General features: G+C 55.5%; 14 protein-coding genes, 1 tRNA gene and 1 pseudogene. 10 read left to right on the forward strand and 6 right to left on the reverse strand.

The genetic code is table 11. The features are described from left to right. Position 1: 1 nt before the first annotated feature. From ACR3EL_RS03570 to ACR3EL_RS03590, 5 genes are all read right to left on the reverse strand, one after another. Positions 2–775: a DUF4391 domain-containing protein gene (locus tag ACR3EL_RS03570; RefSeq protein ID WP_480720455.1), complete on the reverse strand. Its 774-nt coding sequence runs from the start codon at positions 773–775 to the stop codon at positions 2–4. Next, complete coding sequence (locus ACR3EL_RS03575) at positions 772–3,993, reverse strand: SNF2-related protein (protein ID WP_480720457.1); 3,222 nt, start codon at positions 3,991–3,993, stop codon at positions 772–774. Before ACR3EL_RS03575 ends, ACR3EL_RS03570 begins: the two co-directional genes overlap by 4 nt. Next, positions 3,994–4,167 (reverse strand): helix-turn-helix domain-containing protein, encoded by a 174-nt coding sequence (locus ACR3EL_RS03580; protein ID WP_480720460.1) that lies wholly within the window; start codon positions 4,165–4,167, stop codon positions 3,994–3,996. Between the two features lie 684 nt (positions 4,168–4,851). Continuing rightward, complete coding sequence (locus ACR3EL_RS03585; RefSeq protein ID WP_480720462.1) at positions 4,852–5,208, reverse strand: hypothetical protein; 357 nt, start codon at positions 5,206–5,208, stop codon at positions 4,852–4,854. 2 nt (positions 5,209–5,210) lie between these two features. Further along, positions 5,211–6,341, reverse strand: coding sequence for a hypothetical protein (locus tag ACR3EL_RS03590; protein ID WP_480720464.1), 1,131 nt, complete (start codon positions 6,339–6,341; stop codon positions 5,211–5,213). Between the two features lie 280 nt (positions 6,342–6,621). On the opposite strand from ACR3EL_RS03590, the gene ACR3EL_RS03595 reads away from it, so the two are divergent. The 7 genes and pseudogenes from ACR3EL_RS03595 to ACR3EL_RS03625 form a co-directional block, all read left to right on the forward strand. After that, on the forward strand, positions 6,622–6,924 hold the full coding sequence (locus ACR3EL_RS03595) for a hypothetical protein (protein ID WP_480720465.1): 303 nt from the start codon (positions 6,622–6,624) through the stop codon (positions 6,922–6,924). A 62-nt stretch (positions 6,925–6,986) separates the two neighbouring features. Continuing rightward, positions 6,987–7,202: a hypothetical protein gene (locus ACR3EL_RS03600; RefSeq protein WP_129372266.1), complete on the forward strand. Its 216-nt coding sequence runs from the start codon at positions 6,987–6,989 to the stop codon at positions 7,200–7,202. Positions 7,203–7,335: 133 nt separating this feature from the next. Continuing rightward, entirely contained in the window at positions 7,336–8,967 is a 1,632-nt protein-coding gene (locus ACR3EL_RS03605; RefSeq protein WP_480720468.1) for a type IV secretory system conjugative DNA transfer family protein, read from the forward strand. 25 nt (positions 8,968–8,992) lie between these two features. Next, positions 8,993–9,295: a hypothetical protein gene (locus ACR3EL_RS03610; RefSeq protein WP_480720470.1), complete on the forward strand. Its 303-nt coding sequence runs from the start codon at positions 8,993–8,995 to the stop codon at positions 9,293–9,295. Then, positions 9,285–9,620, forward strand: a complete 336-nt coding sequence (locus ACR3EL_RS03615; protein WP_480720472.1) for a hypothetical protein — start codon at positions 9,285–9,287, stop codon at positions 9,618–9,620. Before ACR3EL_RS03610 ends, ACR3EL_RS03615 begins: the two co-directional genes overlap by 11 nt. A 2-nt stretch (positions 9,621–9,622) precedes the next feature. Continuing rightward, positions 9,623–10,153: a hypothetical protein gene (locus ACR3EL_RS03620; RefSeq protein ID WP_480720474.1), complete on the forward strand. Its 531-nt coding sequence runs from the start codon at positions 9,623–9,625 to the stop codon at positions 10,151–10,153. A 32-nt stretch (positions 10,154–10,185) separates the two neighbouring features. Further along, positions 10,186–11,175 (forward strand): annotated as a pseudogene (locus ACR3EL_RS03625) (recombinase family protein); the annotation flags it as partial. 550 nt (positions 11,176–11,725) lie between these two features. Here the strand turns inward: ACR3EL_RS03625 and ACR3EL_RS03630 are convergent. Further along, positions 11,726–11,800: transfer RNA gene (locus tag ACR3EL_RS03630), tRNA-Thr, on the reverse strand. Positions 11,801–11,883: 83 nt separating this feature from the next. On the opposite strand from ACR3EL_RS03630, the gene ACR3EL_RS03635 reads away from it, so the two are divergent. From ACR3EL_RS03635 to ACR3EL_RS03645, 3 genes are read left to right on the forward strand one after another with little or no spacing between them, the layout of a single operon-like run. Further along, entirely contained in the window at positions 11,884–12,039 is a 156-nt protein-coding gene (locus ACR3EL_RS03635) for a hypothetical protein (protein ID WP_170337448.1), read from the forward strand. 6 nt (positions 12,040–12,045) lie between these two features. Next, positions 12,046–13,311 carry a UDP-N-acetylglucosamine 1-carboxyvinyltransferase gene (gene murA, locus ACR3EL_RS03640; protein WP_170337449.1) on the forward strand — a complete coding sequence of 422 codons (1,266 nt, stop codon included), beginning with the start codon at positions 12,046–12,048 and terminating at the stop codon, positions 13,309–13,311. Next, the gene (locus ACR3EL_RS03645; RefSeq protein ID WP_170337450.1) at positions 13,311–13,787 is read left to right on the forward strand and encodes a DUF2948 family protein; all 477 of its coding nucleotides are present in this window, start codon (positions 13,311–13,313) and stop codon (positions 13,785–13,787) included. Before murA ends, ACR3EL_RS03645 begins: the two co-directional genes overlap by 1 nt. Position 13,788: the final 1 nt, after the last annotated feature.

Raw genomic sequence — 13,788 nt, forward strand, 5'->3', positions numbered from 1 at the left:
CTCAAATTTCTTTTCGAATAGCTTCGATGCTATCACTGAGTTGCTTGATCCGGGTGTTCAGATTGACCTGTGTCCCCAAGTTTTTCTCTTTCTTCAGTTTGTTGCGGGTTTCGTTCCGCTCCTGATGAAGCTTCTCCATCTGCCGTAGCGCCTCCAAACGGTCGGCCTTCGGTCTTGTTGTCTCACTCGGCGGTGCATACTGCCCTGAGTGAGCTGCGCAGTTCAGTGCGATGATCCTGCCTACCGCGTCCTGATAAAAATCGTAGAGACTGCGGTAACTTAAGTTGGTCGCTCGAAAATCCGATAGGAAGGCATCCTGCGCGGCATTCGGTGAGGACATGCCTATCCAGCCCGTGTCGTAGCTGGCCTCGACCACGATCTTGTTGGCATCAGCACGGTTGATCCGTTTGTCGGCAGCGTGGATCGCAATGTCATGATCACGCACGAAGACGATCAAGAGCGGGTACGGGATGGCTTTCTGGATGACCGAGGCGATGCGAGCATGACGCTCAATAGCAGTAAGCACGACCTTGAGAACGGCGATCTCCAGATACTCATGTGTATCGTCTTCGTGCTTCGGAATGTTGATGGTGGATGGCTTGAGCGTGTAGCTCCAGTCAATCCCTTCGATGTCCTCGACAAAGGCCTTCTTGTCAGCCGCAACAAGCTGTCCATGCTCATAGAACTGCTTCTTGAACAACCGCTTGCCGAGGGAGCACGTCTCCGGCAATCCCAGGTTTGCGTAGAAGTCCTCGATGCTGCGGATATCACTCACGACGCGTTCACCACCATGTAGCTGACGACCTCGAAGTCCTCCATTCCCTGAAAACTCTCCTTGGTCAGGTTCGTGCCGCCGCGAGAGAAGAGGCTCTCGACGCCTTTTTCTTCGGACTTGCCGATGATGCTGCTGACGGCAGCCTCCAAGAGGCTTCGGTAGTGGCTCATATCTCTACCGTTCTTTGTGATGGCATTCATTCGGGCGATGGCGGTGGTGTCTGGTTGCCGTTTGCCGTGGCCATGCTTCTTGAGCACGTCGAGAATCTTCTTCGACTGCACAAAGCTCAGGTTCACCTGGCCGTCATCGGTGACATAGGTCAGGTAGTACGGTGCAAGGGCATAGCCGTCCTCGCGGTTCACTGGCTTGCCTACATTTTTCAGACAGAAGACAACTCCGGGCGGCAAGCCGTCGCGATTCAAGCCAGCGTCGAGGGTAGTAGCGGCGAAGAGCCCTGTCGGTGCCTGTTCCAGATCGCCAAGATGCTCTTTCATGTATTCGGAGAGATCCATGCGGAAGTCGTTCAACGTCAGGTCGGTGATTGAAACCCCACCTGACATCTCTTCCAAATCGACCACCGTGTTTTGCAGTTGATGGAGTTGCTTGCGGCGATACTCCAGATCATTCATGCCGCCAGCGTCCTGTTCGATGACATTTTCTTCGCCAGTCGCCGAGATATCGAGAAGAACCATTCTGCCACTAACGCGCGCTTCAAGATTGATGTATTCATCCAACTCCATATTAGGCCAGAAGTTCGCCAGTTGGATCGCCTTGTTCTTTGATCCCAAACGGTCGATGCGGCCAAAACGCTGAATGATCCGAACGGGGTTCCAATGGATATCGTAGTTCACCAGATAGTCACAATCCTGAAGGTTCTGACCCTCTGAAATGCAGTCGGTCGCAATAAGAAGGTCGATCTCATCGGTTGCGGCCTCATCGATCTTGGCGCGCTCCTTCGAGACTGGCGAGAACGAGGTTAGCAGACTGTCAAAATTACTACTTTGACCCGGCAGGTTCGTCTTGTTGGTGCCGCTGCCAGTGATTTGCGCAGAATAGACGCCGAGTTCCGTGCAGGCCCATTCCGCTATGTGTTCGTAGAGATAGTCAGCGGTATCTGAGAATGCCGTGAAGACGATTATCTTTCGGTTGTCGTCATTGATCGGGTTCTTGCATTTGTGCGCGATCAACTCCCGCAAGGCGCGGAGCTTTGCATCTCGGCTTGCTTCAATCTTACGAGCCTCGTCCAGAAGCGCTGATAACTTAGCGCGGTCGTCCTCCAAGTCCTGCCGCCAGCGATGCTCGTCCATGTCTTTGATCAGAACCTTGACCTTGCGCCCAATAAGGAAATCCTCGAACTCCGGCGAGTCCGTTTCGATGTCCTCGATACCAAGCTCTTCGATGTCCGAGGCGCTGTGGCTCTCAAGTTTTTCGAGAAGCATCTCGACCTCGGCCAGAAGCTTACCAAGCGTGAGGCCAAACGAGTGGATCGAGCTTTCCATGCGCTTGAGCAGGTTGACACGCATCAGGTGGATAAGGCTTTGCTCGCGGTCCACTTGACGGAAGACGGAGGCTCCGTCCTTCACCTTCACATCGTACTTGCGACTATACTCTTCACGTTTGTCAGCGCGGACGTACTTGAGCGGCGAGTAAGCGCTAAGGTTCAGCTTACGGATGGTCCTGTTGATCTCTCGGAGCGGCGGGAACTGATTCTGTGTGTCGATATCGGCCTTGATGTTGATGGGCTGTAATCTCTCGGGGAACGATCCGATCTCGGTGATGTCGTAGTACTTCTCGATGTGCTTGCGCGAACGCGCGATGGTCAGCAGATCGAGAAGTTTGAAGTAGTCGAAGTTCATGGTGTCCAGCAGAGCCTCAACCTTGCGCTCATGATCTTCCAGCCGCAGCCAGTTGTTGAATCGCGTCTGAGCTTTTCGAAGAGTTTCTTCGATGCTTCCGATGCCGTGGTCGCTGTAGGCGCTATCTATACCTTCGGTGATGAACGCGACCTGGTTCTTCAAGTCGTTCATCCTGTTATTCACAGGCGTGGCGGATAGCATGAGTACTTTGGTCTTTACGCCGGAACGGATGATCTCATCCATAAGGCGGGAGTAGCGAGTGAGGCCTTCCTTGGCAGAGCTGGAGTTGCGGAAGTTGTGGGACTCGTCGATCACTACAAGGTCGTAGTTGCCCCAATTCAATGTCTCTAAGTTGATCTCGCCGGAGCGCCCCTGCAATCGCGTGAGGTCTGTATGGTTCAAGACGTCATAATTAAAACGATCCGTGGCCAGCAGGTTGCGCTTGTCGTTGACAGTGTAGACAGTCCAGTTGTCACGTAGCTTTTTCGGGCAAAGCACCAAAACGCGATCATTGCGAAGCTCATAGTATTTGATCACGGCCAATGCTTCGAAGGTTTTGCCGAGACCAACGCTATCGGCAATGATGCATCCGTTGTATTTTTCGAGTTTATCGATAGCGCCCAGAACGCCGTCGCGCTGGAATTTGTAGAGCTTGTTCCAGACAATTGTATCCTTGAAGCCTGTTTTGGATTTTATGATGTTTTCTTCGTCAATATCCTCAAGGAAGTCCTTGAACAGGTTGTAGATCGTCAGGAAGTAAACAAATTCGGGCGACTGATTTGCGCTTAGCCGATCAAGCTGCTTGAGCAACAAGCTCTTGGCATCTTCTGTGGCTTGAGGGTCACGCCAGATTCCCTCGAACCAGTCCAACATTGATGACGTGCTTGGCGTATCTTTTGCGCACATATTCATATGGAAGCGATTAGACTCTGAGTAGCCGAGCCCTGTACTCGTAAAAGTAGAGCTTCCTTGAATTGCGACAGCCTTTCCCTCAGAGTTTTTTGCCAGCATGAGGTTCTGACCAAATGATTGCGGCGAGCGCGCTGTGCGTATCTCGGCTTTTTCTGCCAGCCACTTGGAACACTCCTTTGCAATCTGCATTTGGTTCAATTGGTTCTTGAAGCGTAGTTCAAAGTCGTCACCTTCAAGCATTGGGAAGATGACTGCATCATCCCCGTTATCGTTGGATGTGGCTGGAAAAAGCAGAAAGCGTGCGCCGTCAACAGCCTTAAGCTCTTTCTTGAGAGCCTCAAAGCCGTAGATAGAAAAAAGGCCTGACATAACGGAGAGCTTGGTTCCAGTTGAAAGGTGCTTTCTCAGTTCGTCGCCGACTTTCCCATTTTTCTTGTTATCAAGAAGCATTTACTCGCTCTTCCCGCCACTCTTCAGTCGTTCGTCAATCCAGGCGTCGATCTCCTGCTTTCTGAAGCGCCACGCCCCACCGACTTTGAAGCCAGGGATTTCTCCATCGGCGGTCAAACGGTAGGCGGTTTTTTCGGTGATCTTCAAATAAGAGGCGACTTCCTTGATGGTCATTATGTCAGTGTCCATCAAACGCCTCTGAATTTCTCTGCCCGTCTGAGAAAATACAGGAAGAAACAGAAAACCTCAACCCTAGTGTGTGGCGGTCGGCTGGTGGTGTTCGGTTCGGTGAAGGTGGAATAATCACCCTCTTCAAGCCCTGCGAAGTGGGGTCTTGGGGGCAGTGATAGGTCTCTTGATCGGGTTCAGCGCCGATGCGGTGACGGCATCCAATCCGCGCAGGGTTGGTCAGGGTTCCAATGGGGCTCGAAGGCTCCGTGGTCGATGGGATGGTTCCAAGGTAAGGGCAGCTATGAAATGCTACCTTCCTGGTCTCCATGAAATGGTCATGGGGGTATCGGTGGGAGCAGGAACGCTCCCCTGATTGGTGATGCAACGGCCAAAGGTTGCGAGTGGTTTCATGGGGCGCGATAGCCCATTGATCGATGGGTGCAGGGAGAGCGAAGTCTCCTGCGACTGATTGAACGGGGATACGTTCTACGGGCTCTGACGTGGGTTCAATGCCCAGGAAGAGCCACAGGCCGGGGGGATGCAACGGGGGCGCGCAGCGGGACCCCTTGCCAAGCAGCGTGGTAGTACCACGCACAGCTTGCGTTCGGCGCTATTCTAGCTGCCTTCACGTGGAGTAAATGGTAGTACCACATAGTGGATCGCGGACTTGCGGGCTTGCATTCTGGCTCATTGCTCGTCTGGGATGGGTAGATTTGCTGTCGGGTACATTGCGTTGTGAAGGTATGCCATAGACTGACGATCTTGTCTCGAAGCAGCGTGGTCGAACGGCATTCGGAGCTGTGCATCTTGAAGCCAGGATGATCCCGCATCTTGCTCCATCGCCACTTTGAGAAACCCAACACTGCCACGCATCGCCGCCACGTGAATCGGCGTCAAGGCGGTGGTTGGCTGATTGGTTCGAAGAGACTGTCCATCCTCTAAGGCCATTCGCAACTCATAGAGGTCATCATCCCTCGCTGCCTTAAAGATGTCAGGCGGCTCTTCCTTGCGCGTACTATCGTTCTTGGCGGGCTTGGTCTTCATTTTCAGTGATACCCCGCACTGAACTTCTCGGCGATGGCCTCAAGGTAAGGATTGCTCCCCACAAGATCAGCGGTGAGTCTGCGTGATGCTCCGTCAAAGGATGATCCGTCAAAGCGCTGCACCTTCTTCAGCTCTACCTTGTTTGAAACCTCCGGTGGAAATTCAGTCGTATCGATGGTCATGCTGTAAGCCGTGACACTTCCATTCTCGTCCTTGGTCACATCAATGCGCCCATCGGCAATTATTCTTGAATAAGGAAAGAGCTCGTCACCATAGTCATGCACATCTTCATTAGTGAGAACAAAACGCGCATTGACCAGATCACGCCCTTGAAGGGCTCCTGAATATTCATTTGCCGTGACAATTGAATAACCGCGCAAAACAATTGGAAATCGGCCTTTCTCCAGTGAAACAAAAAATTCCTCATGGAAGGTGTTTGCCGCTTTGCGTACGGCTGCAACGTCTGAAAAGACAATCGTCAGCGGCGCAATGCCGCCATAGAAACCGCCGCACATGATCAGACAAGTTGGAAACGGAACGCCGAATCCCGCTGTCAGAGAATGGATCAGCATGTGTGGTGCTGTTCCATCAAGGATTTGAGCAACGGGCTCGCTCAGATAACCTGAGGCAAAGATATCTCTGAGCGCCTGTCGGTGGAAATTCGTACGCTCCTTGTTGTAGCGCACCTCAAATCCGTTGAAGCCGCCTTCGATCATTACTTGCTGTGCGAAGCGGTTGATAAAGGCGAATTTGGCATCGCCAATGTGATGTGAAGATTTACTGCCGAACCACTTCTTTAGGTCATCCAGCGTGAGCCGCGAGTCTCGTTCGTTCGCAGCTCGTCCTTTGAAGCCGTCAGACTTCGCACGATCACGAAGCTCTGTGTCTTCGGGGGCCATGATCAGATCGCGAAGCTTCTGGTTCCCGATCCCATTGACGTCTTTGTACTCCATAAGCGCCCGTCGATAGTATTCTTTGAGGCTGCTAGGGAAATATCCCAACGTCCTGTCTGCTTGAATAAGGCCTGGCGGGCTGACTGGCAGCGAGACCCGATCACCTCTAGAGGCCTCATCACCCTTATTTTTATGGTTGAAACTTAGGGGAACAATCTTCCCCTCATCAGTTTTTTTCATTGGTCTAGATTGAGCTCAGTTGAAACAGCGGCGCGCCAAAAGCGGTCGCAAACGGAGAAAGGAGAAATCGATGAACGTAAAGATGAAACATTGCAGCTGAGCCCGATATGACGATCTGGCAGCTATCCTAGACCAAGTGGTGCGCTTCACAAGGCTCACCTGAAGGTCGCACTCAAGCAGCAAGCCCACAGAACCAACCAATCAAACGCTGAAGCGATGCGCTTCAGCGACCACCCAAGCTCGGCGTTCTGCCAGGGCGCAACAAGGAAAGGAAAGGCGGATGAGTAACAAAGAAGAGTCAGCCCACACCCGTGACATTAACCATCTGGCGGGGCTGCTTTCAGCAAGCTTGACGCTGTTCATCATGGTCAACGCTATCGATGGATATTTCGACGCGGTGCACAGCTATTTCGCGCGGCGGCTTCCACCAGAAGCGGCCTATCTCGCCACACTGGCAAGTTACGGTCTCGGGGCCGGAATTGCCTTCAAGCTCTTCAAGATCGTGTTGGGAGCCATCCTGCTGGGAGCGGTTGTCAGCGCGGCGCGGAATGGCGGCTCGCCGCTGGGCGTCCTCGGCTTCTGAGCAATCCAGCACGGAAGCTTCAAAGGCCCGTATAGGGCATCACACAAACTAAGGAGAAACACATGCGAAACAAAGAGTTTAAAAAAAGCAAGTTCTGGGGAATTGGAAAACAAGCGACGGTCGGACTCGGTTGCTTCTTAATTCTCACAGCCGGAATTGGCCTGTGGAATGAAGGGGTGGCGGTCCTCGGTGTCGCGCTGAAAATCGGTGGAGTCGGTGCAGTTCTAACTGCCATCGGCGCTCGAATCCCTCCGAAAGACCAGTACACCCAGCGGTGAAAAGGTCTGGTTCGAGAACAGTCTCGAACCAGACCCGATAACCGAGACTTCAATAGCCTCTAACGGTCTGGCGCTCTTCAGCCGTCCAAGCGCGAAGCGCCAGACCACCACCCCAGATGTAAGGAACAATGACATGACGATCCATACCAATTCGCCTTATGGCGAAGCCCGTTTCGCACGCCTTGATGAAGTCCGTCAGAAGGGCCTTTTCCAACGCGGCGGCGTAGAATTCGGACTAATCGAAAACCGCCCGCTCTATCACTCGAACCGCGCGGGCATGAAGATCACAGGCGGTGCTGGTAGCGGAAAAACCTCTCAACTCGCCCTGCCGATGATCCTCGGCTCGAACGCCAGCTTCGTTCTGCTCGATACAAAGAACGCGGAAATCACCCGCGTGATCGAGGCACATTGTGCGCTTCAAGCCGTTCCGCTCTACGCCATCGATCCTTTTGGTGTGAGTGGCCTGCCTCGCCAGCGCGTCTCGCTACTGTCCTACCTCAAGGCAGAGTCCAGCACCCTTGTGCCTGACTCACAGCGCTTCTGGAATGCACTTCTACCGGATAGTGGCGGCGACAACCGTTTCTTTGATCAAGCGGGGCGGCGTTTCGGCGATGCCATCACGCGGCACGACATCTACCTGAACGGCAGCACGTCTTTCCAGTCGATCTTTGATCTGGTCTCGATGCTGCGCAGCGATTTTTCTGCCTGGAGTGCATGGGCCGATATGGCGCTTGAACACAGCCCCGCCGATATTATCGCCACCTTCGGTGAGATGAAGGATATGTATGCGGGCTCGGCAAAGACTTTTGACTCCGTCATGGCAGGCATCAGCAACGCGCTCTCCTTAATGGCTAGCCCTGCGGCGCAAGAGACATTCGTTTCGAATGAACTTGCCGACTTTCCGCTGGAGGCGATGCTGCGCGGAGGCAAGACAATCGTTTCTCTGATCGTGCCGGAAGAACTGCTGGAGCCTTTGGCTCCTGTTGTACGCCAGTTCTTCTCCGCAATCCGTACAGTGAAACAACGAACGCCAAGTGCATCGCCGATCAATTTTCTGATCGATGAAGCTGCGCGGCTTGGTCGTTTTGGCGAACTGGCAGAACTGTTTTCCATCGGGCGCGGGCAAGGCATCACGCCGTATGTCTTCTATCAGGATGACGGGCAGATTGCCCGCAACCTGGGGCCGACCGGAAAAGCGACCATCGAAGCCAACGCTGCGATCATGATCGATCTCGGCGGTGGTATCCGCGACTACGAGACTGCCCGTAATCGCAGCCTTGCTCTTGGCTATCAGACAATTGAAGTGGCCGATCAGCTTGTACAGACCCGCGCCCAGAGCGAGGCGGCGGATATCTGGCGGAAAGTCCATCTGGAGGATGCCGATCCTGTTCAAGCGGGCCTTCGTCTGCAACAGCTCGACTATGAGGCGGCGCACCGAACGAAAATGCGGAAGGCACTAATGGAGCCGGAACAGCTTCTCGGTCTCGATCCCGCCAAGATGCTCGTGCAGGCGCGTGGATATCACTTGCGCCCCTTCATTGCGGACAAACGTCCGTACTTCATCCAGCGGCGCTTCGCAGGCCACTACCTGCCCAATCCAAACGAAGAGCGCGACCTTGTCCGCGTCACGATCCAGACGCGTTTCGGCAAACGCCGCCGCGCTGTCATCGAACAGGACTGCCCGCGCGGGCTTTCACATCTGCCGCAATACGCAGGCGGGCATCGCTCTCTGCGCTTCGTCAAAGGCTTCAAGCCTGCCTCCTGAAACCCAAGCAAACAAAGGAAGACCCATGACCCAAGACCGAAAAGACGGCCCTATTGCCAAGCTACGTGAACATGCGCTGAGCGCGGAAGTTTGGGAAAACCGCCATGAAAGTGGTGCCTCCCACAATGTCACCTTTAGCCGTGCCTACCGCGATTCCGAGGGGAAGTGGCAAAGCACTTCCAACTTCGGCGAGCGTGATCTTCTCCCGCTTCAGCATCTGGCCGGACGTGCTCACGACGCCATTCGCGAACGTAAGATCGAACTGCGCCAGGGTGAACGGCCAAAGGAAAACCGCACCCGAAGCCGAGGCCGCGATCATGATCGGTGATCCCAAAGATGCTTTCGACCGGATGGCCTCGAAAGAGGCACGTGTCCGGCGAGAGGGTCTCCCCGATCCGTCCCGTGTGGCTGAAACGGGGATCAAGACGAAGGAAGCTCTCGAATGGATGGCGCTGGAGCAGCCCGACAGGCCTGAGCTGGTGAGGGATATCGACGATGAGAATCTGCGCCGCGAGGCGCAAGACAAGACCATCGAAGAACGGCGTACGCAAGTCCGCAACATGCGCACGCGCTTCCGACAAACGGCCCGAAAAGGTCGTGAAGATTTTGAAACGGCTCGCAGCTTTCGCGGCCACGAACATGAAAGGGAATGACAATGGAAATGAAGGCGATGACTGAGGAAATTTGCGGGATTGGCCCGAACAATGGTAAAATGAAAGTAGGACAAAGCGTCTCGAATGACGCTCTGCTTTCCGCCTCCGCTGTTCAGCGTGGGGCACCTCAAGGGCATGACGGCAATGATGCACATCCGCGAGTAGCGGGTGCGGGAAATCGCACGCCTATGGTGGGAAAGGAGGGTGCGGCCATGAATGAACACGATGAAGGCCAGGATGTTCGCTTCACGCTAGATGCGGCAGCAAAGCCAAGTCTGGAGATCGATACGGCCAAATACCAAGCCTATCTTGATGATCCTTCTCTGACTGACGCGCAGAAAGAAGAGATCATGCAAGCTCTCTGGCGCATCATCGTCGCCTTCGTGGACCTCGGCTTTGGCGTCCATCCGGCGCAAGAAGTCTGTGGAAAACACCAGCAAGAACTTGATGTGCAAGGCAACAAGGATTCTAATGAATCCAAGCCTGTAAATACTTTGAGCAAGAAATTCGAGCGTGCCAGCGATGATACGTGATCGCGGCCCGCCAGAGATTGAAAGGAGGCCCCATGGCCATTGCGAACAAGAAAGAGGAGACCCAGCTAAAGGCAGTGATTTACTGCCGGGTCTCTTCGCCCAAACAGAAACTGGAAGGGAGCGGGCTGGAAAGCCAGGAACATCGATGCCGCGAATATGCGGATATGAAGGGCTATGACGTAGACGCTGTCTTCCCCGACGATGCGTCGGGCGGCGGTGACTTCATGAAACGTCCAGGCATGGTAGCACTTCTAAGCTACCTCGATGCCCAGCCTGACAAGAATTATGTGGTGATTTTTGACGATCTCAAGCGTTTTGCGCGCGAGACCGAAATGCACATTAAGCTGCGCCAGGCCTTAAAGGCGCGCGGCGCACTCGTGGAATGTCTGAATTTTAAGTTCGAAGATACGCCAGAGGGCAAATTCATTGAGACTATTATCGCGGCTCAAGGAGAACTTGAGCGCGAACAAAATCGCCGACAAGTCATGCAGAAGATGAAGGCGCGCGTTGAAAACGGCTTTTGGGTTTTCCGCGCTCCGGTCGGCTACAAATACGTCTCGGCAAAAAGTGGTGGCGGCAAGGTGCTCGTCCCAGATGAACCGCTCGCCTCGACTGTCCGAGAAGCCCTAGAGGGCTTTGCGAATGGGCGCTTCGCCTCGCAAGCTGAAGTACAGCGTTTCTTCGAGCGATGCCCGCACTTCCCGAAAGACCTCCCTGACGGGCGGCTCCGTCCGATGACGGTCTCGCGACTGCTGAAGAAAGTCGTCTACGCCGGATACGTCGAAGCTCCTAAATGGGGTATCTCTGTCCGAAAGGGAGAGCATGAGGGATTGATCAGCTTCGAAACCTTTGAACGTGTCCAAGAGGCACTTGCTGGCCGAGCGCGGCCCGCTGCGCGAAAGGATTTTAATGAAGATTTCCCGCTACGAGGCTTCGTACACTGCGATGACTGCGGCAAGCCAATGACCGCTTGTTGGTCGAAGGGGTGCCGCAAGCACTACCCTTACTATTTGTGCGACACGCGGGGCTGTCGGTCGAAACGGAAGTCGATTCCGCGTGCCAAGGTCGAAGACGGCTTTGCGGACATCCTCAAAACCATGCAGCCGACGAAGCAACTCTTCACGCTTGCCCGTGTGATGTTCGAGGACGCTTGGAATGCTCGCCTCCAGTCCGTTACGGCATCCCAAGGGGAAATCAAGCGTCAGCTCAAAGCGGTTGAGAAGCAGATCGAGAGCCTTCTGGATCGCATCGTGGAGGCAACTAGCCCCAGCGTGATCAGCGCTTACGAGACACGCCTGACAAAGCTAGAGCGTGAGAAGTTCGTGCTGACCGAAAAAGAGGCATCTGCGTTGCCGCCCAAGGGACGGCTGGAGGAATTTATCGAACTATCGCTTCAATTCCTATCAAGCCCTTGGAATATCTATAAAAATGGCGACTACGCCACACGTCAAACGGTGCTCCGTTTGGCCTTCGCGGAGCCTCTTCGGTATAGTCGGAATCAAGGCTATCGAACTCCCGAAATTTCCTTTCCCTTCAAGGTGTTGGAGGGTATCTCAGGCGCAAAAAAGCAGATGGTGCTGCTGGAGAGAATTGAACTCTCGACCTCTCCCTTACCAAGGGAGTGCTCTACCTCTGAGCTACAGCAGCGCTGTGGGCGGGTGATTAGACTCAAACGAAACGGGGCGCAAGGGTCTCTGGACGGTTTTTTTCGCCTCCTGTAGAGAAAGATCATGGCAGAGAAAAAATCACCCAAAAAACACGGACAATCCGGATCCGCGCGCGAAGATCGGCTCAAGGCTGCCCTCAAGGCAAACCTGGCGCGGCGCAAGGCGCAGGCCAAGGCGCGCAGCGCACAGGATGACCGGCCGGGACAGCACAAGGACTAAGAGCAGATGGATTCGATTCTGGTAACGGGCAACGGGCCGCTTCACGGCCAAATTCCGATCGCGGGGGCCAAGAATGCCTGCCTGACGCTGATGCCGGCCACGTTGCTCAGCGAAGATCCGCTGACGCTGACCAACGCGCCGCGTCTGAGTGACATCAAGACCATGACCGCGCTGCTGCAGTCGCTGGGGGCCGAGGTGTCGGCCCTGCAGGACGGGCAGGTTCTGGCGATGTCCAGTCATGATCTGACCAGTCACACGGCGGACTACGAGATCGTGCGCAAGATGCGTGCCTCGAACCTCGTTCTGGGGCCGCTCTTGGCGCGTTTCGGGCGAGCCGTGGTGTCGCTGCCGGGCGGTTGTGCCATCGGGGCGCGGCCGATGGACCTGCATGTCGAGGGGTTGGAAGCCCTGGGCGCCGAAATCGAGTTGAAGGACGGCTACCTGCACGCCAAGGCGCCAGGTGGATTGAAGGGGGCGGTGCATGAAATGCGCTTTGCCTCGGTGGGTGCCACGGAAAACATCGTCATGGCCGCGACGCTGGCCAAGGGCACGACGGTTCTGAAAAACGCCGCACGCGAGCCCGAGATCGTGGATCTGGTTCAATGCCTGCGCAGCATGGGCGCGCAGATTGAGGGCGAGGGCACCTCGACCATCGAGATCCAGGGTGTCGACCGCCTGCATGGGGCCACGCACCAGGTAGTCACCGACCGGATCGAACTGGGCACCTACATGCTGGCCCCTGCCATTTGCGGCGGCGAGGTCGAACTGCTGGGCGGCCGCCTGTCACTGGTCGAATCCTTCGTCGAGAAGCTGACGGCCGCAGGGGTGGACGTTGCCGAGACGAAACAGGGCCTGAAGGTCTCTCGCAAGAATGGCCGGGTGCGCGCCGTGGACGTGGTGACCGAGCCGTTCCCGGGCTTTCCCACCGATCTGCAGGCGCAAATGATGGCGCTGATGTGCACGGCCGAGGGAACCTCGGTGTTGGAGGAGCGGATTTTCGAGAACCGCTTCATGCATGCCCCCGAACTGGTGCGCATGGGCGCGCAGATCGAGGTGCATGGCGGCACCGCGACGGTGACGGGGGTCGAGCGCCTGAAAGGCGCGCCGGTGATGGCCACCGATCTGCGGGCCTCGGTCTCGCTGATCCTGGCCGGGTTGGCGGCCGAGGGCGAAACAACCGTCAGCCGGGTCTATCATCTGGACCGCGGATATGAGCATGTGGTCCGCAAGCTGGAAGGCGTGGGCGCGAAAATCGAACGGATCAAGGGCTGATGGCAGACGCAACATTCGAAGATGGGCGCGAGGCGCCGCTGAACCTTGGCGCATTGGATGTCGAGGACCTCAAGGTGATCGCAACGCTGACGCAGGATGCGGTTTTTCCGGTCAGCGAAATGACCTGGCAACCAGCCCGCCGCCGCTTTGCCTTGCTGCTCAACCGGTTCCGGTGGGAGGACAAGGAAGCAGCCGAGCGCCGTGGCCGGGATTTCGAACGCGTGCAGTCGCTGCTGGTATTCGACTCGGTCCTGTCGGTGTCCAGCCAGGGGGTTGATCGATCCGACAAGGACCTGATCCTCTCGGTTCTTGATATCGAGTTCCACCCTTCGGATGACGGCACGGGCGAGGTGCTGCTTGTTCTGGCCGGGGATGGCGCGATCCGTCTGACGGTGGAAGCGGTTGATGCAACGCTCAAGGATGTGACCCGCCCCTATCGTGCGCCTTCGGGCAAGGCGCCTCGGCACCCGGACTGAT

The sequence above is a fragment of the Ruegeria sp. BJ3 genome, from assembly GCF_056535665.1.